Annotated in this window: 26 protein-coding genes; 17 read left to right on the forward strand and 9 right to left on the reverse strand. The window is 67.3% G+C overall.

Annotation, left to right across the window (positions count from 1 at the left end; genetic code table 11):
- The first annotated feature begins 63 nt into the window (after window positions 1–63).
- From QOL57_RS07000 to QOL57_RS07045, 10 genes are all read left to right on the forward strand, one after another.
- Window positions 64–747, forward strand: a complete 684-nt coding sequence (locus tag QOL57_RS07000; RefSeq protein WP_089236383.1) for a DUF502 domain-containing protein — start codon at window positions 64–66, stop codon at window positions 745–747.
- A complete protein-coding gene (locus QOL57_RS07005; RefSeq protein ID WP_089236384.1) occupies window positions 744–1,529 on the forward strand; it encodes a queuosine precursor transporter in 786 nt (261 codons plus the stop codon). The genes QOL57_RS07000 and QOL57_RS07005 overlap by 4 nt, the downstream gene beginning before the upstream one ends.
- A gap of 96 nt (window positions 1,530–1,625) precedes the next feature.
- Window positions 1,626–3,569: a DUF885 family protein gene (locus tag QOL57_RS07010; protein WP_089236385.1), complete on the forward strand. Its 1,944-nt coding sequence runs from the start codon at window positions 1,626–1,628 to the stop codon at window positions 3,567–3,569.
- Between the two features lie 16 nt (window positions 3,570–3,585).
- The gene (locus QOL57_RS07015) at window positions 3,586–4,656 is read left to right on the forward strand and encodes a serine hydrolase domain-containing protein (RefSeq protein WP_089236386.1); all 1,071 of its coding nucleotides are present in this window, start codon (window positions 3,586–3,588) and stop codon (window positions 4,654–4,656) included.
- The gene (locus tag QOL57_RS07020; RefSeq protein WP_089236387.1) at window positions 4,653–5,057 is read left to right on the forward strand and encodes a VOC family protein; all 405 of its coding nucleotides are present in this window, start codon (window positions 4,653–4,655) and stop codon (window positions 5,055–5,057) included. The genes QOL57_RS07015 and QOL57_RS07020 overlap by 4 nt, the downstream gene beginning before the upstream one ends.
- Before the next feature lie 455 nt (window positions 5,058–5,512).
- On the forward strand, window positions 5,513–5,956 hold the full coding sequence (locus tag QOL57_RS07025; protein WP_089236388.1) for a DUF2147 domain-containing protein: 444 nt from the start codon (window positions 5,513–5,515) through the stop codon (window positions 5,954–5,956).
- Between the two features lie 102 nt (window positions 5,957–6,058).
- A complete protein-coding gene (gene metG, locus QOL57_RS07030) occupies window positions 6,059–8,137 on the forward strand; it encodes a methionine--tRNA ligase (RefSeq protein ID WP_089238043.1) in 2,079 nt (692 codons plus the stop codon).
- A gap of 76 nt (window positions 8,138–8,213) precedes the next feature.
- On the forward strand, window positions 8,214–8,804 hold the full coding sequence (locus QOL57_RS07035; RefSeq protein WP_025879084.1) for an HAD family hydrolase: 591 nt from the start codon (window positions 8,214–8,216) through the stop codon (window positions 8,802–8,804).
- Window positions 8,805–8,828: 24 nt separating this feature from the next.
- Window positions 8,829–9,242: an Rnf electron transport complex subunit RnfB gene (rnfB, locus tag QOL57_RS07040; protein WP_089236389.1), complete on the forward strand. Its 414-nt coding sequence runs from the start codon at window positions 8,829–8,831 to the stop codon at window positions 9,240–9,242.
- 798 nt (window positions 9,243–10,040) lie between these two features.
- Window positions 10,041–10,415: a hypothetical protein gene (locus tag QOL57_RS07045; RefSeq protein WP_089236390.1), complete on the forward strand. Its 375-nt coding sequence runs from the start codon at window positions 10,041–10,043 to the stop codon at window positions 10,413–10,415.
- A gap of 81 nt (window positions 10,416–10,496) precedes the next feature.
- Here the strand turns inward: QOL57_RS07045 and QOL57_RS07050 are convergent, their stop codons facing one another.
- The gene (locus tag QOL57_RS07050; protein ID WP_025879081.1) at window positions 10,497–10,844 is read right to left on the reverse strand and encodes a RidA family protein; all 348 of its coding nucleotides are present in this window, start codon (window positions 10,842–10,844) and stop codon (window positions 10,497–10,499) included.
- Between the two features lie 193 nt (window positions 10,845–11,037).
- Between QOL57_RS07050 and mprF the strand changes: the two genes are divergently transcribed.
- Entirely contained in the window at window positions 11,038–13,602 is a 2,565-nt protein-coding gene (gene mprF / locus QOL57_RS07055) for a bifunctional lysylphosphatidylglycerol flippase/synthetase MprF (RefSeq protein WP_089236391.1), read from the forward strand.
- Between the two features lie 126 nt (window positions 13,603–13,728).
- Here mprF and QOL57_RS07060 read toward each other — a convergent pair whose 3' ends face one another.
- The 4 genes from QOL57_RS07060 to QOL57_RS07075 all read right to left on the reverse strand — a co-directional run bounded on the left by QOL57_RS07060 (window position 13,729) and on the right by QOL57_RS07075 (window position 16,599).
- Complete coding sequence (locus QOL57_RS07060; protein WP_280521847.1) at window positions 13,729–15,057, reverse strand: AcvB/VirJ family lysyl-phosphatidylglycerol hydrolase; 1,329 nt, start codon at window positions 15,055–15,057, stop codon at window positions 13,729–13,731.
- Window positions 15,058–15,153: 96 nt separating this feature from the next.
- A complete protein-coding gene (locus tag QOL57_RS07065) occupies window positions 15,154–15,771 on the reverse strand; it encodes a DUF998 domain-containing protein (protein ID WP_089236393.1) in 618 nt (205 codons plus the stop codon).
- Window positions 15,768–15,947 carry an oxidoreductase-like domain-containing protein gene (locus QOL57_RS07070; RefSeq protein ID WP_244900708.1) on the reverse strand — a complete coding sequence of 60 codons (180 nt, stop codon included), beginning with the start codon at window positions 15,945–15,947 and terminating at the stop codon, window positions 15,768–15,770. The genes QOL57_RS07065 and QOL57_RS07070 overlap by 4 nt, the downstream gene beginning before the upstream one ends.
- 49 nt (window positions 15,948–15,996) lie before the next feature.
- Complete coding sequence (locus tag QOL57_RS07075; RefSeq protein WP_089236395.1) at window positions 15,997–16,599, reverse strand: hypothetical protein; 603 nt, start codon at window positions 16,597–16,599, stop codon at window positions 15,997–15,999.
- Window positions 16,600–16,827: 228 nt separating this feature from the next.
- Here QOL57_RS07075 and QOL57_RS07080 point away from each other — a divergent pair, with 228 nt between their 5' ends.
- The gene (locus tag QOL57_RS07080; RefSeq protein ID WP_089236396.1) at window positions 16,828–17,985 is read left to right on the forward strand and encodes a tetratricopeptide repeat protein; all 1,158 of its coding nucleotides are present in this window, start codon (window positions 16,828–16,830) and stop codon (window positions 17,983–17,985) included.
- Window positions 17,986–17,992: 7 nt separating this feature from the next.
- On the opposite strand, the gene QOL57_RS07085 is transcribed toward QOL57_RS07080, so the two are convergent.
- Window positions 17,993–18,328 carry a zinc ribbon domain-containing protein YjdM gene (locus tag QOL57_RS07085; RefSeq protein WP_089236397.1) on the reverse strand — a complete coding sequence of 112 codons (336 nt, stop codon included), beginning with the start codon at window positions 18,326–18,328 and terminating at the stop codon, window positions 17,993–17,995.
- Between the two features lie 180 nt (window positions 18,329–18,508).
- On the opposite strand from QOL57_RS07085, the gene QOL57_RS07090 reads away from it, so the two are divergent.
- The 3 genes from QOL57_RS07090 to QOL57_RS07100 all read left to right on the forward strand — a co-directional run bounded on the left by QOL57_RS07090 (window position 18,509) and on the right by QOL57_RS07100 (window position 20,588).
- The gene (locus tag QOL57_RS07090; RefSeq protein WP_089236398.1) at window positions 18,509–19,870 is read left to right on the forward strand and encodes an Hsp70 family protein; all 1,362 of its coding nucleotides are present in this window, start codon (window positions 18,509–18,511) and stop codon (window positions 19,868–19,870) included.
- Between the two features lie 230 nt (window positions 19,871–20,100).
- Window positions 20,101–20,394, forward strand: coding sequence for a YkgJ family cysteine cluster protein (locus tag QOL57_RS07095; RefSeq protein ID WP_051501656.1), 294 nt, complete (start codon window positions 20,101–20,103; stop codon window positions 20,392–20,394).
- Window positions 20,395–20,405: 11 nt separating this feature from the next.
- On the forward strand, window positions 20,406–20,588 hold the full coding sequence (locus QOL57_RS07100) for a hypothetical protein (RefSeq protein WP_025879072.1): 183 nt from the start codon (window positions 20,406–20,408) through the stop codon (window positions 20,586–20,588).
- Window positions 20,589–20,637: 49 nt separating this feature from the next.
- Here the strand turns inward: QOL57_RS07100 and QOL57_RS07105 are convergent, their stop codons facing one another.
- Genes QOL57_RS07105 through QOL57_RS07115 form a run of 3 tightly spaced genes read right to left on the reverse strand, consistent with a single transcriptional unit; the run spans window position 20,638 to window position 22,631 of the window.
- Window positions 20,638–21,516, reverse strand: coding sequence for a DUF4097 family beta strand repeat-containing protein (locus QOL57_RS07105; protein ID WP_089236399.1), 879 nt, complete (start codon window positions 21,514–21,516; stop codon window positions 20,638–20,640).
- 12 nt (window positions 21,517–21,528) lie between these two features.
- Window positions 21,529–22,056, reverse strand: coding sequence for a hypothetical protein (locus QOL57_RS07110; RefSeq protein ID WP_089236400.1), 528 nt, complete (start codon window positions 22,054–22,056; stop codon window positions 21,529–21,531).
- On the reverse strand, window positions 22,053–22,631 hold the full coding sequence (locus QOL57_RS07115; protein WP_089236401.1) for an RNA polymerase sigma factor: 579 nt from the start codon (window positions 22,629–22,631) through the stop codon (window positions 22,053–22,055). Before QOL57_RS07115 ends, QOL57_RS07110 begins: the two co-directional genes overlap by 4 nt.
- 126 nt (window positions 22,632–22,757) lie before the next feature.
- On the opposite strand from QOL57_RS07115, the gene QOL57_RS07120 reads away from it, so the two are divergent.
- A complete protein-coding gene (locus tag QOL57_RS07120; RefSeq protein ID WP_089236402.1) occupies window positions 22,758–22,937 on the forward strand; it encodes a hypothetical protein in 180 nt (59 codons plus the stop codon).
- Between the two features lie 35 nt (window positions 22,938–22,972).
- Window positions 22,973–23,566 carry a mechanosensitive ion channel family protein gene (locus QOL57_RS07125; protein ID WP_080353823.1) on the forward strand — a complete coding sequence of 198 codons (594 nt, stop codon included), beginning with the start codon at window positions 22,973–22,975 and terminating at the stop codon, window positions 23,564–23,566.
- Window positions 23,567–23,813: the final 247 nt, after the last annotated feature.

Raw genomic sequence — 23,813 nt, forward strand, 5'->3', positions numbered from 1 at the left:
CTGCATGGCCAGCACTGCCAACGGACAGCGTAAACGAGCGGCCGCGACCGCTACAATGCGCGCATGTCGCTCGAAGCCCCCGCCCTGGTTCCTCGCCCCTCCCTGCAGCGCCTGTTCCTGACCGGCCTGCTGACCCTGTTGCCGATCTGGCTGACCTGGGTGGTGGTCAAATTCGTGTTCGTGCTGCTGTCGGGCATTTCCAGCCCACTGGTGGTGCCGCTGTCCGAACAGATCGCGACCAACTTCCCGCATTACCTCGGCTGGGTCCGCGCCGAATGGATCCAGAACACCATCGCCCTGCTGGCCACCCTGCTGGTGATCCTGGCGGTGGGCGTGGCCAGCCGACGCGTGGTCGGCCAGCGCCTGCTGCGCTGGGTCGGTGCGATCATCAAGCGCATTCCGCTGGCCAGCATCATCTATGACAGCGCCAAGAAGCTGCTGGACATGCTGCAGACCGAGCCGGGCAGCACCCAGCGCGTGGTGCTGATCGACTTCCCGCATCGCGACATGAAATCGGTCGGCCTGGTCACCCGGGTCATCAAGGAACAGGGCACCGACCGCGAACTGGCCGCCGTCTACGTGCCCACCACGCCGAACCCGACCTCGGGCTATCTGGAGATCGTGCCCGTCGAGCTGCTCACCCCGACCGACTGGACGGTGGACCAGGCGATGAGCTTCATCATTTCCGGCGGTGCAGTCGCGCCCTCCAGCGTTCCGTTCACCCGCGCTGGCGATCGTTCCGAATGAGCGAGGCGTCGCACGCGCGCCCGCTGCAGGACCGCGCGGTTCTGCTGTTCATCGTGCTGGCCGCGTTCTTCTGTGGCAACGCGGTACTGGCCGAACTGATCGGGGTGAAGATCTTCGCCCTGGAAGACACCCTCGGCATCGATCCGCTGAACTGGAACCTGTTCGGCCAGACCGGCTCGTTGAGTTTCACCGCCGGCACGCTGCTGTGGCCGGTGGTGTTCATCATGACCGACACCATCAACGAATTCTTCGGCAAGCGCGGGGTGCGTTTCATCTCGTGGCTGGCGGTGGTGCTGATCGCCTACGGTTTCCTGTTCGCCTTCGCTGCGATCTCGCTGGCACCGGCCAGCTGGTGGGTGACCTCGATGGATGCCCACGGCGTGCCCGATTACCAGGCCGCGTTCGCGGCGGTGTTCGGACAGGGCATGTGGACCATCGCGGGATCGCTGGTGGCGTTCCTGTTCGGCCAGCTGATCGACGTGGCGGTGTTCCATCGCATCCGCCAGGCCACCGGCGAGCGCCATGTATGGCTGCGTGCAACGGGCTCCACCGCAGTCTCGCAGCTGGTGGACAGCTTCGTGGTGATCTGGATCGCCTTCGTGCTCGGCCCGCAGCACTGGCCGACATCGCTGTTCCTGGCGGTCAGCAGTGTCAACTATGTCTACAAGATGGGCTTTGCGATCGCCCTGATTCCGTTGCTGTACCTGATGCGGCGTGCAATCACCCGCTATCTGGGCGAGCAGCGCGCCGCCGACCTGCGCGCCGCAGCCGCGGCTGACTGAAGCCCCAGCGGCGCGCTACCTGACTGCGCCCTCACGCTGGCCGTACGCGCGCGGATCGTGCAAGCTCCACGGTCTGTGTTCCACGGAAGCTTCTTGATGCCGTATTCCCCCCGCGTCCTGGCCGCCGCCATCGCCGCGTTGTTCCTGTTCAGCGCCGTACCGCCGGCCGAAGCAGCGAAGAAGAAGGGCAGCCGCCCCGCCGCCGCGCAGACCCGCCAGGCGGCCAAACCGAAGGCCCGCGCCGGCACACGTGCCACCCCGCCGGCCCGCGGCAGTTCGGCGCGCCGCGCCGCGCCGCGTCCGGTCGCCCCGGCCCGCGCAGTGCCCAAGCAGGTGCAGCTGGAGCGCTTGTACGACGAATACTGGGATGCCTCCATGCGGTTGAACCCGCTGCAGGCCACCTTCCAGGGCGAGCCGCGCTACAACGACCAATTGCCCAACATCCTGTCCGCCGCCTGGCGCCAGCAATCGCACGACTTCACCACCGAATGGCTGGGCAAGGTCGAGAAAATCGGCAGCGACGGCCTGCAGGGGCAGGACCTGCTCAGCTACGAGATCTTCGTGCGTGACGCCCGCGCCTCGCTGGCCGCCGAGCGTTATCCAAGCTGGATGATGCCGATCAGCCAGTACTACAACGTCGGCAGCATCATGGCCATCCTCGGCGCCGGTGCTGGCGCGCAGCCGTTCAACACGGCCAAGGACTACGACACCTGGTCGCGCCGCTCGCTGGGCATTCCCGATCTGTTCGACCAGGCCATCGCCAACATGCGCCAGGGCATGAAGGCCGGCGTGGTGCAGCCGCGCGACCTGATGGAAAAGGTCCTGCCGCAGCTGGACGCGGTGATCAAGCCGACCGCCGAAGAGAGCATCTTCTGGTCGCCGATCCGGACCATGCCGGAGTCCATCTCCGCCGAAGACAAGGCGCGTATCAGCGCCGAGTACAAGCGCATGATCGAACTGCGCATCATGCCGGCCTACCGCGCCCTGCGTGGCTTCATCGCCACCGAATACCTGCCCGCCACGCGCAGCAGCAGCGGCTTGGGCGCTCTTCCCGATGGCCAGGCCTGGTACGCCAACCTGATCGTGCAGACCACCGCCAGCCAGCAGACCGCCGCGCAGCTGCACGCGCTGGGCGAACAGCGTGTGCAGGAGCTGCAGGCGCAGATCACCACGGTGATGCGCGATGGCAAGCTGCGCAGTTCGCAGGCCAAGCTGCTGCGCAGCATGCGCAACGACCGCCAGTTCCAGTACAGCGACGCCAACGCGTTGCTCAACCGCTACCGGCAGGTGCAGCAGCAGGTCGATGCACGCCTGCCGCTGGTGCTGGACACCCTGCCGAAGGCGCCGCTGCAGATCCATGCAGTGGAGCCGGAGCGCGCCATGACCGCCGCAGCAGCCTCCTATCAGCCGTCGCCCCCGGGACAACCCGGCGTGCTGTTCGTCAACACCCGCGACCTGCCCAGCCGCAAGCGCTGGAACGTGCCGGTGCAGTACCTGCATGAAGCCATTCCCGGCCACCACGTGCAGCTGGGCCTGCAGCAGGAACTGACCAAGCTGCCGCGCTTCCGCCGCCTCGGCGGTGACCTCGCCTTCGTCGAAGGCTGGGGCCTGTATGCAGAGACCCTGGGCGAAGAGCTCGGCGCGTACACCGATCCGTACGACCGCATCGGCTATCTGTATTCGCGCCTGCTGCGCGCCGCGCGCGTGGTCGCCGACACCGGCGTGCATGCGCAGGGCTGGAGCAAGCAGCAGGCCGTGACCTATCTGCAGAAGACCGTGGACATGAGCAGCGACGACGCCAACGCCGAGGTCGAACGGATCATGGCCCAGCCTGGCCAGGCGCTGTCCAACGTGGCGGGCCTGACCACGATCATCGCCCTGCGCGACAAGGCCAAGGCACGCCAGGGTGCAGCGTTCGACCTGCGCCGCTTCCATGCCGAAGTGCTGAAGGACGGTTCGATGCCACTGGATGTGCTGGACCACAAGATCGAACGCTGGCTGGCCCAGCCGGCCGCGGCAACGCCAGCACCCGCACCCTGACCGTCACGGAGCTGCCATGCGCGCTGCCGCCCTGCTGTGTATCGCCGCCCTCGCTGTGCTGCCGTCGATCACCCTGGCGGCGGCACCGCTGGCGCCGCCGGATGCAGGCATCGATGGCCTGATGCAGGCCTACGACGGCCAGGTGCCGGGCGCGGCCGTGCTGGTACTGCACGACGGGCAACCGGTATTCCGCCGCGGCTACGGCTTGGCCGTGGTCGAAGATGGCAGCGCCGTGACGCCGGCCAGCAACTTCCGCCTGGCTTCGGTCAGCAAGCAGTTCACCGCTGCGGCGGCGCTGTTGCTGGTCGAGGACGGTCGCCTCGCGCTGGACCAGCCGGCGCGGCGCTGGCTGCCGGAACTTCCGCCCGCCGCTGCCGCCATCACCCTGCGGCAGTTGCTGTCGCACACCAGCGGCCTGCTGGACTACGAAGACCTGATGGACCCTGCCGACACCCGGCAGGTACACGACGCCGATGTGCTGGCGCTGCTCGCCCGCGAAGATCGGCTCGCCTTCGCACCCGGTACGCAGTACCGCTACAGCAACAGCGGTTACGCATTGCTGGCGCTGATCGTCGCTCGTGCCGCCGGCACCGACTTCGCCAGCTTCCTGCAGCAGCGCATCTTCCGGCCACTGGGCATGGCGCATACCGTCGCCCACCAGGACGGTGTCGATGTGGTGGCGCAGCGTGCCTATGGCTACAGCGAAGTCAGCGGCCACTGGCAACGCACCGACCAGAGCACGACCAGCGCCGTACTCGGCGACGGCGGCATCTACGCCTCGCTGGACGACCTCGCCCGCTGGGACGCGGCCCTGTACGACGACCGCCTGCTGTCAGCCGCATCACGCAAGGCGATGTTCAGCCCAGCGACCGCCACCACTGAAGCGGACGTGCCGCATTACGGTTTCGGCTGGCGCTTGAACGGCCGCATGCAGTGGCACAGCGGCGAAAGCATCGGCTTCCGCAACGTGATCCTGCGCTACCCGGACAAACACCTGACCGTGATCGTGCTGAGCAACCGCAACGCCCCCGAACCCTATCCACTGGCGCTGAAGATCGCCCAGCGCTGGCTGGACACCCTGCAATGACCCCCGATACCACCGGCCTGCTGGGCATCCACCATGCCGCACTGATCTGCAGCGACTACGCGCGCTCGAAAGACTTCTACGTGCGCGTGCTGGGCCTGCGCATACTGGCCGAGAACCACCGCCCCGCACGCGACTCATGGAAGCTGGACCTCGCCCTGCCCGATGGCGGCCAACTTGAGCTGTTCTCCTTCCCCTCGCCGCCCGCACGGCCCAGCCGCCCCGAAGCCCAGGGTCTGCGCCACCTCGCGTTCCGCGTAGCCGCGCTGGAACCGTTCATCGAACGCCTGGCCAGCCACGGCGTAGCCTGCGAACCGATCCGCGTGGACGAATACACCGGCCGCCGCTTCACCTTCTTCGCCGACCCCGACGACCTGCCGCTGGAGCTGTACGAGATCGGTTGAGCGATCCTCAATCGCGAAGTTCATCCACGCATGGCATGGATCTAAGTGTCGACCAAGGTCGACACCTACCAAGAGCAGGCCGTGCCATTCCGACAGGTGTTCATCCACGCATGGCGTGGATCCAAGTGTCGACCAAGGTCGACACCTACCAACAGCAGGCCATGCCATTCCGACAGATTGCGGGAGCCTGTCGAAGGCGGGGTGGGTCCGGTTGCGGGGGCGTGAGCCGCATGGATGCGGCGACCGAGCTTACATGGACGTACTTGCAGCGTCCCCCGCAACCGGACCCACCCCGCCATCCCACAGAACAGCTGCTTTTGCCGTTGCTCCGGCCGTTGCCTCTGCGGGTGCCGGGCGCAGCCCGGCCAAGCCCCCCCCCTTCCCCATACCCCGCCGAATGGGTATACAGTCGACCCGTACCGGCATCGTGCCGGAATGAACCCTGGGAGGGGACCATGCGCAAGACCTTCAAGACCCTGCTGCTGGCGCTGCCGCTGTGCCTGGCCGCGCTCTCCGCGCAGGCCGCCGACAGTGCCGCCGGCCGCTGGAAAACCATCGACGACAAGACCGGCAAGGTGAAGTCGATCGTCGAGATCAGCCAGACCGCCAACGGCACGCTGACGGGCCGTGTGGTCGAGATCCTGCATTCGGACAAGGGCCCGAACCCGGTCTGCGATGGTTGTGAAGGCGCCAACAAGAACAAGCCGGTAAAGGGCATGACCATCCTCTGGAACCTGAAGGCCGACGGCGCCAACAAGTGGTCCGGTGGCACCATCCTCGATCCGGCCAACGGCAAGACCTACAGGTCGAAGATGGAACTGCAGCCCGGCGGCACCAAGCTGGACGTGTCCGGCTGCATCGCCTTCATCTGCCGCGCGCAGACCTGGCAGCGCGAATAAGCGCCCCGGCCCCCGCCTTGTTCCCGTGACCCGGCCCAGGCCGGGTCACCTCGTTGCGGGCATGCGATAATCCCCGGTTCCCCCTGGCTGCACCCCGTGACCATGACCCGTACCGCGCTCGTCACCACCGCCCTGCCCTACGCCAACGGCCCGCTGCACCTGGGCCACCTGGTCGGCTACATCCAGGCTGACATCTGGGTGCGTGCGCGTCGAATGAGTGGCGGCAAGGCCTGGTTCGTCTGCGCCGACGACACCCATGGCACGCCGATCATGCTGGCCGCGGAAAAGGCCGGGGTCACCCCGGAAGCCTTCATCGCCAACATCCAGGCCAGTCACGAACGCGATTTCGCCGCCTTTGGCGTCGCCTTCGACCATTACGACTCGACCAATTCGGCGGCCAACAAGGCGCTGACCGAGGCGTTCTACCTGAAGCTGGAAGCCGCTGGCCACATCAGCCGCCGTTCGGTGGCGCAGTTCTATGACCCGGCCAAGGGCATGTTCCTGCCCGACCGCTACGTCAAGGGCATCTGCCCCAACTGCGGCAGCGCCGACCAGTACGGCGACAACTGCGAAGTCTGCGGCGCCACCTATGCGCCGACCGACCTGAAGGAACCGCGCTCGGTGATTTCCGGGGCCACCCCGGAAATGCGCGATTCCGAGCACTTCTTCTTCGAGGTCGGCCACTTCGACGGCTTCCTGCGCGACTGGCTGGCCGGCGATGTCGCCCTGCCCGGCGTGAAGGCCAAGCTCGGTGAATGGCTCAATGCCGAAGGTGGCCTGCGTGCGTGGGACATCTCGCGCGATGCGCCGTACTTCGGTTTCGAGATTCCCGGCCAGCCGGGCAAGTACTTCTACGTCTGGCTGGACGCGCCGATCGGCTACCTGTCCAGCTTCCAGACCTTGTGCGGCAAGATCGGCGAGGATTTCGAAGCGCACCTGCGCGCCGGCACCAGCACCGAACTGCATCATTTCCTCGGCAAGGACATCGTCAATTTCCACGGCCTGTTCTGGCCGGCGGTGCTGCACGGCACCGGCCACCGCGCGCCGACCCGCCTGCACGTCAACGGCTACCTGACCGTCGATGGCGCGAAGATGAGCAAGTCGCGCGGCACCTTCGTGATGGCGCGTACGTTCCTGGATGCCGGCCTGGAGCCGGAGGCGCTGCGTTACTACTTCGCCGCCAAGTCCGGTGGCGGCGTCGACGACCTCGACCTGAACCTGGGCGACTTCATCGCCCGCGTCAACGCCGATCTGGTCGGCAAGTTCGTCAACCTCGCCAGCCGCTGCGCCGGTTTCATCAGCAAGCGCTTCGATGGCCAGTTGGCCGCGCAGCTGCCCGACGCGGCGCAGTACCAGCGCTTCGTCGATGGCCTGGCGCCGATCCGTGAAGCCTACGAGCGCAACGACCCGGCAGCAGCGATCCGCCTGACCATGACCCTGGCCGATGAAGCCAACCGCTACATCGATGACGTCAAGCCGTGGGTGATCGCCAAGCAGGAAGGCGCCGACGCGCAGCTGCAGGCGGTGTGCAGCCAGGGCCTGAACCTGTTCCGCGTGCTGGTCACCGCCTTGAAGCCAGTGCTGCCGGCCACCGCCGCGCAGGCCGAGGCCTTCCTGGCTGCACCGGTGAATGACTGGACCGAGTTGGCGCAGCCGCTGTTCGGCCACCGCATCACCGAGTACACCCCGCTGTTCACCCGTATCGACCCGAAGAAGATTGACGCCATGATCGACGCCTCCAAGGACACCCTGACCGCTGCCGCTGCAGCCCCCGCAGCGAAGGTGGAAGCCGCCAAGCCTGCCGCACCGGTGGTGGCCAAGGACGAAGCAAACAGCGCTGACGCGCCGGCCTACATCGGCATCGACGACTTCGCCAAGCTCGACCTGCGCATCGGCAAGGTACTGGTGTGCGAGTTCGTGGAAGGCTCGGACAAGCTGCTGCGTTTCGAACTGGACGCCGGCGAGCTCGGCAAGCGCCAGATCTTCTCCGGCATCCGCGCCAGCTACGGCGAGCCGGAAGCGCTGGTCGGCCGCAGCGTGGTGTTCATCGCCAACCTGGCCCCGCGCAAGATGCGCTTCGGCCTGAGCGAAGGCATGATCCTGTCGGCCGGTTTCGATGGCGGCGCGCTGGCGCTGCTGGACGCCGACAGCAGCGCGCAGCCGGGCATGCCGGTGCGTTGATGCAACACGGGCGCGGCTCCGGCCGCGCCCGGTCATGAGCACCGCGAAGGGAGGTACCGTGATGGGAGATGCTGCGTTGGAACTGGCGCTGTTCGACTTCGACCACACCGTCACCACCTGCGACACCTACGGCCGCTTCCTGCGCCGGGTTGCCACCGCTGAACAGCTGGCACAGGCCTGGTGGAAAGTCGGCCCCTGGCTGCTGGCCTACAAGCTGAAGCTGATCTCCGCCGAGCGCATCCGCGCACGGGTGACCCGGTTGACCTTCAGCGAGCGCCACGCCGATGACATCGAGACGCTGGCGGCTGGCTTTTCCCGCGAGTTCCTGCCCGATGTCGTGCGTCCGGAAATGCTGGAGCAGATCCGTTGGCACAAGGAGCAGCAGCACACCGTGGTGGTGGTATCCGGTTCACTCGACCTGTACCTGCGGCCGTGGTGCGAACAACTGGGCCTGCAGTTGATCTGCAATCGGCTCGAAAGCGAAAGCGGACGCTTGACTGGCCGCTACGCCGGTGGCGATTGTGGTCCGCGCAAGGTCGAGCACATCCGTCGCCAGTTCGATCTGTCACGCTACACACGCATCCATGCCTACGGTGACAGCGCCGAAGATCGGCCGATGCTGGCCCTGGCGCACGAGCGCTGGTACCGCGGCAAACCCCTGAAGTAACCACACGCGCAGCCTTCGCCACGCATGAGCCTGATTCCACCCCTGACCGAACGCCTGGACCGCTTGCTGCCGCAGACCCAATGCGGGCAATGCGGCTACGACGGCTGTCGCCCGTATGCGCAGGCGATGGCCCGTGGAGAGGTGGGCGTGGATCGTTGTCCGCCGGGCGGCGATGCCGGGGCGCGGGCGTTGGCGCAGGTGCTGGGTGTGCCGGCGCTGCCGTTTGATCGCAATCGTGGCGAGCACAAAGCGCCGCAGGTGGCATTGATCGTGGAGGCTGACTGCATCGGTTGCACGAAGTGCATACAGGCGTGTCCGGTGGATGCGATTGTCGGTGGGGCGAAGTACATGCATACGGTGATTGCGGATCTGTGCACGGGGTGCGAGTTGTGTATTCCGCCGTGTCCGGTGGATTGCATCGAGCTGGTGTTGGTGTAGGTTTTTTGCGACGCGGCGGCGTCGCGTTGCGCTTTTTTCAAGCAACAGCAACAGCTGGGAGCGTCGGCTGTCTGGGTTTCATGGCCTGGGCTGGTGGGCGGGGGCAAGCGGGACACGCCGTGAACCCATCCATGGGGGCTCGATGGCGCCATCCATGGCGCCAACGGTCCCGCTTGCCCCCGCCCACCAGCCCCCGACAGATATCCGTGGCGGACGGTCGAGCAGTGCGACTGCAACGTCAATTGCAGAAGCAGGAGCGTGGATTCGATATTTGAATGACAGAACTGGGATGTTGGCGGGTGTGGCCCGGCTTTTGGTGGGTGCGGACCTTGGTCCGCACAATCTTTCCGACGCCATGAACCCTCGTCGCAATCGACCCCGCCTGTGCACGCTGGCAACTGCCGAATCACGATGCATGTCGCAGATTGCTCGATCATTCGCGACCCTTGCGCCACCTGCACTTTTGGCTGTTAAACAGCATGCAAAAATGCTGAAAGCGTCTTGATGATGCGGGCAATGCAACTCATCTGATTGGCATTGCGCAGCAGCAGGTTTACAGATGGTGAGCCACCGGAAAAGGGTGGCCGGGCTTCGAAAACCCGTTTTGTCGAACGTTGTTTACGCTTGCCAGCCGGCGTCACCTTGCGTGGCGCCGGCTGGCAATCCGTCTGCCGGCTATGGCGGGCGGGGCGTGGGGGCCTTCGGGCCAGCCGGATCGTTCGACACCGGTTTTCGAGCCACGTCTCCGTCCGCCACCTTTGAGTGGCGGCTACCGTCTGTCCTGCACGGAGCCTTGCCATGAACGCATCGGATTTCCCCCATCTGCACGCTTACCTCGGCCCGGCAGACGCCGACGAGGACACGCAACAGGCACCAGCCTGTGATCCCACCACACTGGTTGCGACCTTGCGGCGTATCGGTACTGGCGCGGCGGCCGACGGCCAACCGTGGCCGGAACGGCATCAACTTCCCAGCCGGTGCATGGCCTTGGCCGATGCCGACTGCGCGCTGGCCGGGCTGCGGGTGGTGCAGGAGGTCATGCTGGCCGCCGAACGCGCCCGGCAGAACGGTGCGCCGGAGGAATACGTCGGCGACCGGGTCATGGAAGGGTTGATGCTGGCCTGCCTGGCCTTGTGCGCGCAGGCAAGCTCACGACTGCAGCCGCCGCTGTAACGGATGTTGCAACGTCAGCCCCCGGCAAACGGGGTCAGATCCCTTTTCCGGAGGAAAAGGGATCTGACCCCTGTCCGGTAATTACGGCACGGCCGCCGTCACGATGATCTCGACCTTCCATTCGGCGTGCGCAAGCTTGGCTTCGACGGTCGCGCGGGCCGGGGTCGCGCCCTCCACCACCCACTCGTCCCACGCCTTGTTCATACCTTCGAAGTCAGCCATGTCGGCCAGGAAGATCTCCGCACGCAGCACGTGCTGGCGGTCACTGGCCACCAGCGCCAGCAACTTGTCGATCTCGGCCAGTACCTGCCGGGTCTGCCCGGTGATGTCCTGGCTGGTGTCTTCCGGAATCTGGCCGGAAAGGTAGGCGACCTTGTTGTACACGGTCATCTCGGACATGCGCGGTCCGACGTCGTAACGCTCCATCATGGGCGTGGCTCCTGCGGGTGGTCTGAACTGCATTCTCACCCAGCCGGCGTTGGAAGTGTGTGCGCGGTGCGGCCACTGAATACCGCCACCGGCGGCACAGCCGCACCGCTGGTCAAACCGCGCTGGCAGGCGCACGATGCGCGACGCCCTGCGTTGACACCGCCCTCGCCCTTACTGCCGCACCCTTGCGCCGATGACCGCCCCTACCGATTCCGTCCCTGCCGCCGCTGCCCCGACCTGGAAGCGGGTCGTCACCATCGTCGTTCCGTTGTTGATCCTGGCGCTGGCCCTGCACGGGCTGGCCGGTGAATTCGATGAGCACGGCTATCGCGCGATCCGCCAGGCCTTCCGCCAGCTCAGCGGTGCCCAGATCGCGCTGACCGTGCTGCTCGGCCTAGCCAGCTACGCGTGCCTGATCGGCTTCGATGCAATCGGCCTGCGCCGCAGCGGCATCCGCGTGCACCCGGCACGGATCGGCATCACCGCGTTCCTGGCCCACACCCTGGGCCAGACCGTGGGCTTTGCCGCACTCACCGGTGGTGCGGTGCGCCTGCGCGGCTACCGCAGTGCCGGACTGGACCTGGCGCAGATCGGCCAGGTAGTGCTGATGAGCACGCTGGGCTTCATCTTCGGCGCGTGGCTGCTGATCGGCGTGGCGCTGTGCATGGAGCCGGCCGCTGCCGCGCTTGCGCTGCCGCTGGACCCTTCGGCGGTACGCGTGGTCGGCATCGTCGCGCTGATCGCCTTTGCCGCCACCGTCATCCTGGTCGGCCGCGACGGTCGCCAGTTCCGCATCTTCGGCCATGGCCTGTGGTTGCCGGACCGACGCACCATGTTGGGCGTCACCGTGCTCAGCGTGGTCGAGCTGGTGCTGGCCAGTGCCGCGTTCTACGTGCTGCTGCCGGATTCCACGCCGACCGGCCTGCCCGGTTTCGTCGGCCTGTACCTGGTGGCCGTACTGGCCGGCCTGGTCTCCACCGTGCCGGCCGGTCTGGGTGTGTTCGAGTGGAGCCTGCTGAAGCTGCTGCCGCAGGTGGCGCCCGCTGCGGTGCTGGCGGCGGCATTGATCTACCGCGTCAGCTACTACGTGCTGCCGCTGCTGCTGGCCACCGTGCTGGCACTGGCGCCCGCGCTGCGGCAACCGCTGCAGGCCAGCGCAGGTGCAACCCGCGCCGGCTGGTACGCGCTGCGTCCGTGGTTGCCGCAGATCATCGCGCTGGCCGCCTTCAGCGTCGGCGCCGCGCTGGTCATCGACGGCACCCTGCCCACACCGCGGCGGCACCTGATCAATGCCTCACTGCCGATCCTGGAAACCTCGCACCTGATCGGCAGCCTGGGCGGCGTCGCCCTGCTGCTGATCGGCCAGGGCCTGGCCCGCCGCAGCCATGCGGCCTGGATGTTGGCGATGGCGATCTGCGTGATCGCGCCGCTGCCGATCTGGCTGCGCGGTGGCCAACCGCTGATCGCCTTGTCGGCGTTGCTGGTGGCGATGGCGCTGTGGGCGGCGCGGCGCGAGTTCTATCGTCAGGGCGCGCTGCTGGACGAAGCCTGGTCGTGGCCATGGCTGCGCAACCTCGGCCTGGTGCTGGTGGCAGTGACCTGGCTGCTGTTCTTCACCTACAGCCATGTCGAATACCAGAACGAGCTGTGGTGGCAGTTCGCAGTGTCCGGCAATGCGCCGCGCGCGCTGCGTGCGCTGCTGCTGGTGGCGATGGCACTGGTGATGTTCGGGCTGGCGCGGTTGCTGCACAGCACGCGCAGCCCGCTGCCGCCTGCCGACGATGCAACCCTGCAGGCGCTGGCACCGGTGCTGGCAGATGCTACCGATACCCAGGCCTGCCTGGTGCTGACCGCCGACAAAGCAGTGCTGCGCGATGCGGAACACAAGGGCTTTGTGATGATGCAGCGCTACGGCGGCTCGCTGATCGCGATGGGCGATCCGGTCGGGCCGCCCGAGGTGGCGCGTGCATTGATCTGGCGCTTCCGCGAGGAAGCCGACCGGCTCGGCCTGCGCCCGGTGTTCTACCAGGTGGGTGAAGCGTATTGGCAGACCTATCTCGATCTCGGGCTGGGCCTGGTCAAGCTGGGTGAAGAGGCCATGGTGCCGCTGCACGACTTCGGCCTGGAAGGCCGCGAGCGTGCCGACCTGCGGCAAGCCTGGAACCGCGGCAAGCGCGGCGGGCTGTCCTTCCGCGTTGCACCCGCGGAAGAAATCCCTGCCCTGCTGCCACGCCTGCATGCCATTTCCAACGCGTGGCTGGACGACAAGTCCGGCGACGAGAAGGGCTTCTCGCTGGGCAGCTACGACCCGGATTATCTGGTGCGTTTCCCGATCGCCCTGGTCGAAGCCGAAGGCCGGATCGTGGCCTTTGCCAACCTGTGGCAGGCACCAGCTGGCGCTGAGTTGTCAGTGGATCTGATGCGCCACGTCAGCGACGCACCGAAGGGCACGATGGATTTCCTGTTCATCGAGCTGTTCCTGTGGGGCCGCGCACAGGGGTATGCGCGATTCTCGCTGGGCATGGCGCCGCTGTCCGGCCTGGCCCAGCACCGCCTGGCCGGTCGCTGGAACCGCCTGGCCGGCCTGCTCGCGCGGCATGGCGAGCGCTTCTATGGCTTCAGCGGCCTGCGCCGGTTCAAGTCGAAGTTCGATCCGCAGTGGCGACCGCGCTACCTGGCCGCGCCCGGCGGCATGCACCTGCCGGCCGCGCTGCTGGATGCCACGCGCCTGATCTCGCTGGACCCGCGGCGGAATTGAGGTCACGATCCGCCGGGCATGGCCCGGCGCTACCTGCCGCCCGGTAGGTGTCGACCTTGGTCGACACGCTCCCTTCCGTGATGGTCCAAGCCGCAGCGCCGACGAAGGTCGGCGTCTACCAGGGACCTACGCGCCGCCCTTGAGGATCACCTCGGCCAAGCGATCGTAGTCACCGCCGAAGTGATGGTCGCCCGGCAGCTTGACCTTGTGCACGCCGTCGTTGCCCGGCAGATCGGGGCACAGCGCGTCCTCGTCCTTGTCGCCGTATACGCACAGAGTTCTGTCCGCCGGCAGCTTGGCCACTTCCGGCGCGATCGGCAAACCGTCGCCGCCACCGCCCAGCCAGTTGCTGACATGGAATTCAAAGTCGGCGTTCTTGCCCACCGACAGCAGCACGATGCGCTCGAGACCGGCGCGGGTGCCCGCATCCAGCTGGTTGATGGTGGCCGGCAGCACATCGGCGCCCTGCGAGAAACCGATCAACATCACCTTGTCGCGCTGCCATTGCTGGCGGTAGTGGCCGATGATCTTCTGCAGATCGACAGCGAATCCCTGCGGCGTGCGTTCGCTCCAGAAGTAACGCAGCGAATCGAGGCCAACCACCGCCACGCCATGTTCGGCCAGGGCACCCGCTACATCCTTGTCCAGGCCGGCCCAGCCGCCATCGCCGGAAACGAACACCGCCAGTGTGTCACCGCTGCCCTGCGCCGGCACTTCCACTACCGGCAGGCCCTTCAGGGCATCCGGCGGCGGCGCCAGCGCGACCCCGGCCTGCGCGCCGATCACCCGGGCGGCTGCCACCAGCCCCGGTGTCGCATCGCCGGCAACGGTGCGCTTGAATTCACGGGCCATCGCAACCTGCTGCACAAACGGGCCTGCACTGTTGGTTGAACACCCCGGCGCACCGGCCGCGTTCAACCACGGGAAATTCAGTTCACTGGGCTGCAGGCGGTCGTGCTTCACGCCATCGCCGCAGACCATGCGCTCGTGCGTGTGGGCCGGGCAGAAACCCGAGGTCAACAGGCCGGCAAAGACCTGGGTGTCGGCCTGTGCTGCCAGCGCATAGGCCAGCTCGGCGCCTTCGCCGCTGCCGCCAACCAACGGCAGGTGATACCCCGGCAGATGCAGGAATGCCTGCACCCAACGCGAGAAATTCTCGACATCGCCCGCCCCGAACGCGCAACTGCTGTTGCCTTCGCGCTTGAGCACGCCGCGCAGGTGGGCCACATCCACCGATGCGACCAGCGCACCATCGGCACGCAGCGCTTCGATCGGGCTGCGGCCGGCATCAGCACCATCATGGAACCAGATCACCACCCGTTGTGGTGCCCCGGCCGGTACATGCACCGGTACCTGATCGAAGCGTCCGTGGCTGACCTGCTGCACTGCCGCCACCGCTGGCAACGCCGCCAGCGCCAACACCAGCCCCATCGCCCTGCCCAGCCCTGCACGCATCGTTTCGCATCCCGTTGGAATGCGCACACGATACGCCGCCGCTGCGTGCACGGCACGTACCGGTAGAGGCGTCCTGCAACACAGCAGGTGGTCGATTCAGCGGGTGCCGGTGGTACGCCCGCGGCGATACAGCGCCAGCGCCAGCCACAGCAGCCAGCCGACGATCACCGCGATCACCAGTTTCTGCCCCAGCCCGCGCGGTGGGCCACCACGCCAGAGCACGTGCATCCACAGCAGCACGAAGGCCAGCCATGCCCAGCCCCACAGCAGTGCCGCACTGCCTCGCCAGCCCGGCTCGCGGCGCAGGTACCAGGCCTGCAGCAGCATGCCCACGCTGGCGCACAGGAAGGCGGTATTGGCGGCCAGCCCGTGGATCAGCGGTGCCAGCAACGGTGTTGCCTCGGGCAGCCAGCTGTCACCAATGGCAACGGTGGCGAGGCCGCCGGCAGCCACGCAGAACAGCAACGGTGCCGCTGCGCTGCGCCGTGGCCCCACGCTGTACCGGTACAACGCAATACCGAGCACGGCGATGGCCAGTGCCAGCAGGCAATAGGCCGTGCGTAGCGCCACGCCCCACGGCCCATGCAGGTACAGGCTCAGGGTAGCCTTCACCCAATCCAGATCCGCACGCGCGAACTGCGTCCACAACGCGGTCGCCACGAACAACAGCAGTGCCACCAGCGCCAGCATCGCGGCTGGACGGGCACGACTCATGGGTCGGCGTCCGGATGCCGTGCCTTCCACTCAGCCAGCACCTTGCGGTAGCGCTGCAGCTCCTCGGTGTACAGGTCGAGCACGCACAGCGGGCAGCCACTGCCGCAGCATTCGTTGGGGCCGGGTTCTTCCGGCGGCAGCGGACGGGGATCGGCAGGGGTATCGGAGACGGTCACGGCTGGAAACAACACCACGCGGTTGCAGGTGGATAGTGTAGCGGCGCGCTCAAGCGCCCAGTTGACGGCGCAGGTTGGCCCGCGCGGCAGCATCAAGCCGCTGGTCGAAAAAGTCACTGAGGAAGATCCGCGGTGCGCGCAGCAGGCCCTGCAGGAAGCGGCGGCGCCCGGCGCGGTACAGGAAGCCCGGCACCACGCCCTTGTACTCTTCGGCTACGCCACGGTCGTAGGCGGAGAACACCGCTTCCGGCGCCGCCAGGATCGCCATGTCGCAATCCAGGAACAACGCGGCTTCGGCATCGACATCGGCCGGGCCCAGCGCGCCATGGCGGGCGGTAAGCAGGATCAACTGCTCGACCCGGCCGGCGTCCACCGATGCCAGCTCCGGTGAGTCCGCGATGGCCTGCAGGGCCAGCGCGGCCGACTTTGCCTCGTTGTCCTTGCGGCCGGCCTGGTAGACCGCATCGTGGTACAGCGCTGCCAGATAGACCTCGGCCGGCTGCTGCCAGCCCGGCCCCTCGGCCACCGCCTGGCAATGCTGCAGGACCGCGCGCACATGACCGAAGTGGTGGTAGGCGCGTGGCGGCGTCGCATAGGCATCCTGCAGTGCCTGCCAATGCGCGGGAGCGAGGGTCAGCGGGGCGAAGTCCATGCGTGGATGATCCCGCCCTTGGCGACGCCGGGCAAGCTGGCTGTTTTTTCACCAGCAGTTCACGCGCCGCGCCAGGCAAGGCCCCGCAGCAGTTGTCCACAGGTTTGGCGCGCGCTGGTCCACACCGGCTGTGGATGATCGACGCGCTGATCGCCAGTGGATGCGGACCGCCACATGCAGGTCTACACTGGCCGCAGGCGGGAGCGCCCGCCGCCGCCGGAAACCGTCATGCGCCGTCTTGCCGCTCGATGCTTTCTCCTGTCGCTGGCTGCGCTCGGCGCGCCAGCCCTGTCCGCCCAGGATGCGCCGGCTCCTGCGCCCGCCATCCCGACCATCTCCACCGTAAAGGTCACCGCCGCCAGTGTGCCGACGCCCGAACAGGTGCTCGCGATCCCGCCGGCGATGCGCGAGATGCTGCAGAAGCAGGTGATCAGCCGCAGCTACTCGCGTGACCAACGCCTGCAGGCGCTGGTGGAAATGATCTTCAGCCAGCCCGGCCTGGACCTGCAGTACGACGCCGATGCGACCTACACCGTCAGCGAGATCTGGCAGCACCAGCGCGCCAACTGCCTCGCCTTCACCCTGCTGTTCGTCACCCTCGCCCGCGAGGCCGGCATCCAGGCGCGGGTGCAGGAAGTCGGCCAGGTGGTGTCGTGGTACCAGGACCAGGACCAGGGCGTGGTCTACAACGTCGGGCACGTCAACGCCGGCGTGGATGTCGGCGGCCGCTACGGCACCGTCGACCTGGACCGCAACGTGCTGTACGACCGCCATGGGCCGCAGCCGATCGGCCGTGAGCGGGCGTTGGCCCACTACTACAACAACCGGGGCGCGGAGCATCTCGCCGATGGCGACCTGAGCGGCGCGCGTGCCTTTTTCGATGCCGCACTGGCGCAGGACCCAAGCTTCGCCTCGACGTGGAACAACATCGGCGTGCTCGACAACCGCCTGGGCGATGACCAAGGGGCCCGCACCGCGCTGGACACCGCCCTGCGCCTGGACGGACGCCAGAGCGCAGCACTGAACAACGCCAGTGCGCTCTATCGCAAGCTCGGCATGATGGCGCAGGCGCAGTCGATGCAGAAGAAACTGCAGTCGGTGCAGCGCGAGGATCCGTTCGCGCAGTACATGCAGGGTGCCCAGGCCGAACGCGCTGGCGACTTGGACAAGGCGATCACGTACTACCGGCGGGCGGTGCGTCTGTACGACACCGCGCACCAGTTCCACTTCGGCCTGGCACGGGTGTATTTCCTGACGGGCCGGCTGCAGCGTGCAGACCGCGAGCTGCAGCGGGCACAGGAACTGGGCGGTTCAACGCTGCAGGCCCGCTACCAGGCCAAGCTGGACAGCCTGGCCCGCTGGCGGGCGCAGCAGGCCAAGCGCTGAGGCGCGATCAGGCCTTCTTGAGGAAGCAGGTCTTCAGCACCAGCCCCTTGATCTTGTCCGAGTTGCCTTCGATGTGTTCGGCATCGCCTTCGACCAGGCGGATGTTGCGGATGACGGTGCCCTGCTTGAGCGGGATCGAAGAACCCTTGACCTTCAGGTCCTTGATCACGGTGACGGTGTCGCCGGTCTGCAGGGTATTGCCGTTGCTGTCACGCACGACCAGGGTCGAGCCGGCACCTTCCTCGGCCGTCCACTCGAAGCCGCAGTCTGCGCAGATCCACAGCGCGCCATCGGCGTAGGTGTTTTCCAGGGTGCACTGCGGGCAGGCGGGAACAGAAGACATCGCAAGTACCTCAAAATGAATCAACAGCCGCCATTGTAACCGCCCGGCCTTTTCGTTCATTTTCCGGTGGCGGTCCGGTTGCGGCCTCGCCCCGCCCCGCACAAGGGAGGCACCGGAACTTGCAGCGCGCGGCAAACTCCAGCAGAGTGCGCGGCCCCTGATCGTCCCCGGACCTCCCCCATGCGCCTCGGCATCGACTTCGGTACCAGCAACTCCGCCGCCGCCATCGTGCGTGATGGGAAGCTGCTGCCGATCCGCTTCGGCGAGGCCGAACAGTTCCGTACCAGCGTGTACTTCCCCGGCGTGGTACCCGACCCGGACGATTTCCAGCTCGACGCCGGGCAGGAACACGAACTGCAGCAGCTGATCGACAGCGCCGCCCGTGCAGCCCGCGCCGCTGGCCAGGAACGCACGCCACAGGCCTTGCGCCGCGAGGCATTGCGCGCCCTGCGCCGGGAGTGGATGGAGGCTCGCGCTGGAAAGGAACGCAGCGCCAGCGACCTGCTGCAGAACGCGGTCTATGGCGACGACGCGCTGGAAGCGTATTTCGAGGAGCACGAAGGCAACCTCGTGCAGAGCCCGAAGTCCATGCTCGGCTACAACCTGCACCCGCGCGCGCGGCAGACCATCACCGGCATCGCCGCGCACATCCTCGAACACATCCGCTTGACCGCCAGCGCCCAGCTCGGCCAGCCGCTGCGCAGCGCCCTGCTCGGCCGCCCGGTGCAGTTCCGCAGTTCGATCGGTGAGGCCGGCAACGACCAGGCCCTGGACATCCTGCGCGAAGCGGCCAGCCAGGCCGGCTTCGACCAGATCGACTTCCTTGAAGAGCCCGCCGCCGCAGCCATGCATTACCACGCTGAAAGCAGCGATCGCCATCAGGCGGTGATCGTCGATATCGGCGGCGGCACCACCGATATCGCGCACGCCGAAGTGGGCGGCAGCGAAGCGCCACGCATCCACCGCGCCTGGGGTATCGCCCGCGGCGGTACCGATATCGACCTGGCCCTGAGCCTGTCCGGTTACATGCCGCTGTTCGGCCGTGGCATCACCCGCGTGCCCACCCACCACTACGTGGAAGCGGCCACGGTGCAGGACATGACCCGCCAGCGCGAGTTCCGCCAGCACAGCTACGACAACGTCGACGCTCCGTGGGGCGCGCGCCTGCAGGCACTGCAGGACACCGGCAACACCGCCCGCCTGTACCGCGATGTCGAGCGCGCCAAGATCGCCCTCAGCGGCGCCAGCGAGCATCGCAGCACGCTGGACTACATCGCGCGCGACCTGCACGTGGACAACAGCGCCGACGGTCTGGCCGCCGCCGCACATGGCTACCTGAGCCAGATCCGCGAACTGCTCGCCCAGGTCCGCAATGACATCGGCGGCGACCCGGACGCGGTGTTCCTGACCGGCGGCATGTCCCGCGCCGGCTACCTGCGGCAGGCCGCGGCCGAGGCGTTCCCGGGCGCCCGGATGGTCCACGGCGAGCCCTCGCTGGGAGTCGTCCAGGGCCTTGCGCTGGCGGCAGCCAGCCGGGATTAACAAAACGTTACGCGGTCTGAGCTACCCTTGGCCGGCTAGAAAACCCCTGCACCTTCCGCTGGCCTCGCCGGTGTGTGTACCCATGGTGCAGCCTGACCCGCCCAGCGGGTCTGGCGACCATGCCCTCTGGCTCGATCATGGTCCGCGTACTACCCGAGCCGCCATCGAGACCCGCTTTGGGCACCCGCCAGGCCCCTGTGGCCGTACAACCTGACGCTGAACCAGCACCCATCGACTGCCGCCGTTGTGACGCGGTCTGTTGCCGGTTGCCGGTCCTGCTGCAGCCCGGCGACCACGTGCCCGGCCAGTTCCTGTCGCGCGACGCCCACGGCCGTGCCGTGATGGCGCGCAACGAGGAAGGCTGGTGCGCGGCGATCGATCCGTATCACCTGCGCTGCACGATCTATTCGCAGCGCCCGGCGATCTGCCGCCAGTTCTCGATGGGCGGCGACGACTGCCGCCGCGAGCGGCAGGACTACCTGCGCCAGGCTGAATCCTGCGCGCTTTCCTCCCCTTCCACCTGACAGGAGCAACCATGCCCCGCAAGGCAAAGACCCCCGCGAAGGCCAGCAACAGCATCCGCAGCGAACGCAAGGGCGCATCCGCCAGCACCGTGGTCAACAGCGACTCGATCGCCTCCGACCTGGCCGCGTTCCGCAAGAGCGGTGGCAAGATTGAAGTTCTCGGTACCACCTGGGCGCTGAAGAAAGCCAGCTGACCCACCCCCGACCGCGGCGGCGCTGCCGCCGCGGCCTGCCGGACCGCGCTCAGCGGTCCAGGCGTACCTGCACGCTGCCCGAGTGCGACTGCACGCGGATATCGCCGTCGCCGCTGCCCAAACGGGCATCCAGGCTGCTGCCCGGCCCATAACGCGGCCGCTCGACCTTGCCGGCGTCACTGTTGATCGACCCGCTGAAGCTGTTCACCGACAGCTGCGCCGACACCGTGCGCGGCAGGCGCAGGCTGACCGATGCACTGACCGACTCCACGTTGATGCGTCCGCCCGGCGCCAGCCCGGCCGCCGACAGGTCGATGCTGCCCGACACGGTTTCCACCGCAAGCCGCTGCACGCGACCGGCGTCGACGCCGACCCGGCCAGACACTGTCTGCGCCCCTATCTCACCGGAAACACCGCCACCGGCCTCGATCCGGCCGCTGACCGTGTTCACGTCCAGCTTCGGCGTCTGCAGTCGCGCATTGACATTGCCGCTGACCGTGTTGAGCTTGCTGTCGCCACTGCGACCGGACGCACTCAGGCTGCCGCTGACCGTATCGGCCTGCAGGCGTCGCACATCAACGCCACTGATGTCCTGGTCGGCGCTGACCGTGCTCAGCAACAGCTCCACCGAGCGCGGCACGTTGAGGGTCAGGGTGGCGCCACCACTGTTGCCACGTCGCGGATACTCGATTTCCCAGCGCACCCGGTTGGCACTCTTTTCCTGGCGCAGCTGCAGGCCGTCGCTGAGCGTGCCGGTGAGCTGCACGTCATTGCGGTCCCAGCCGCGCACGGTCACCTTGCCGGCAATGTTGCTCAGTTCGATGCGGCCGCCCGCAGCAACATTGTGGCGTTCATCGACGCGCGTATCGGCCAGCGCCATCGCGGGCACCAGCAGCAGGGCCGCGCAGAAAGGGAAAAAGGTTCGCATCGGGGGGTCTCCTCAGGTTGTCAGACCGGTGGCGGCCTGGGCCGCCTGCCGGGTCAGTTCGAGCCGCAGCGCGTAGGTCCGCTTCAGCTGTCCAAGCAGGTGCGGCGCACGCGGGTCCTGCGCCATCGCGGCGCGGATCTGTTCCACGCTGCGATCCAGTTCATGCAGCGCGGGCTGCCACTCCGGCGCAGTGCCATCGGGCAGTGACGCCACTGCCTGCCGGTACTGTTCGGTCATTGCATCGGCCTGCAGCTGCAGGCCGCTGGGTGGTGCGGGCAGCGTATCGGCTGCATGCCGCCACGGCGCCACCGCGTAGAGCCCGAGACTGGCCGCCAGCGCCGCGCCAACCGGCAACCACCAGCGTCGACGGCTGCGCAGTGGCAAGGCCACCACGTTGTCCTTCGGCACCTGCGCGGCAACCGGTTCGCGGGGCGGCAACCGCGCCGACAGGCGTTCCCAGCCATCAGCCGGTGCGCTGCGTTCCGCGGGAAGGGCGCGCAGGCGCGCCAGCAGGTCGTGATCGGGGTCGTGCGTACTCATGTCATGTCTCCCAGGCGCGCGCGCAGCAGGCCACGCGCGCGATGCAGCTGTGCTTTGGAACTACCGACCGCCATCTGCAGCTGGCCGGCGATTTCATGGTGTTTCCAGCCTTCGATATCGTGCAGCACCAGTACCGCACGTGCGCGCGGCGGCAGGGTCGCCAACGCGCGTTCCAGATCGCGTTCGGTGCCGGCGCAGCCGTCATGCACCGCCATCTCTGGTATCCCACCGTCAACGTCGTCCAGGCTGTCGTGGTCATGCCCGGCGGCGCGGCCGCGCAGTTCCATCAACGCGGCGTTGACCCCCAATCGATGCAGCCAGGTGGACAGGCTGCTCTCGAAACGGAAGCCGGGCAGTGCCTTCCATGCCTGCAGGAACGTCTCCTGCAGTGCATCCTCGGCGCGTGCCTGCTGGCCGCCACACAGCCGCCACAACGAGGCAAACACGCGCGGCGAATGCCGCCGATACAGCAGTTCATAGGCAGCGGTATCGCCGGCCGCCGCCGCACGCACCAAGGCGGTTTCGTCGACGGCGTCGGTGGCGGCAGGCGGCGCGGGCATGGTGGTGTCGAGCATATCCGTTGGATGCGGCCAGCCGGAAAAAGGTTTAGATCTGCCGACGCGCTTTCCGCTTGCAACCTTTTCGCGGCTGGCTGCATCCATCACAGGTCCCCCGCAGGCCTTCCCGGCCAGGAGCCACCCATGTCCAGTCCTTCCTGCGCCGCCCTGCTGGCGATCGTGGCCTGCATGCTGCTGCAGGCGTTCGGCGTTTCCCTGCACTGGCGTGCCGAGAGCGGTCGCGCCTGCCTGCAGCAGCACAAACAGGACCTCGTCTGCCTTGCCTGGACACAGACGGTCGAAACGTCGACACGCGCCGGGTAACATCAAGCCCCGTTTCCGTCACACGTTGTCGCCCCATGATGTTGTCGCTGAAGGACCACCTGCCCGCCTGGACCCACCCCTGGCTGCATGACATCGGGATCGCCCTGCAGATCCTGATCACCCTGCTGGCCGCCTGGCTGCTGCGGGTCCTGGCCCGGCGCCTGATCCGCCGCTTCGCCGACCACTACACGCTGCCACCGGAAATGGTGATGGGCGCGCGCCGGATCACCAGTTTCGTGGTCTATTTCAGCGCGGTGCTGTACATCCTCAGCCTGCTCGGCGCCTCGCCCTCGGTACTGTGGACGGCCTTCACCGGCTTCGCAGCGGTGGGTGCGGTGGCGTTCTTCGCGGCCTGGAGCGTGCTGTCCAACATCTTCTGCACGCTGCTGATCTTCACCACGCGACCGTTCCGCCTGCATGACTACATCGAAGTGCTGGAGAACGGCGAAAAGCCCGGGCTGAAGGGCCGGGTGATCGACGTCAACCTGATCTACACCACGCTGCAGGAAACCGGTGACGGCCACGAGGGCACGGTGCTGCAGCTGCCGAACAACCTGTTCTTCCAGCGTACGGTGCGCCGCTGGCGCGACCCGACACAGGCGCCCGGCGGCATCCAGGGCGACGGCTGAGGTCGGGTTGGTCGGCAGGGCTGCGCCCTGCACCCGCCGAAGCGGTAGTGCCGGCCGCTGGCCGGCAACCTCAACAGCAAAAGCTGGGTTCCTGTGGGTTGGCGGGATGGGTCCGGTGGCAGGGGCCGCTGCAAGTACGTCCATGTAAGCTCGGTCGCCGCATCCATGCGGCTCACGCCCCTGCCACCGGCCCCACCCCGCCTTCGACAGTTTTCCGCGAGCTGTCGGAACGGCATGACCTGCCCTT

The sequence above is a fragment of the Stenotrophomonas sp. yr243 genome, assembly GCF_900184195.1.
Taxonomy (GTDB): Bacteria; Pseudomonadota; Gammaproteobacteria; order Xanthomonadales; family Xanthomonadaceae; genus Stenotrophomonas; species Stenotrophomonas lactitubi.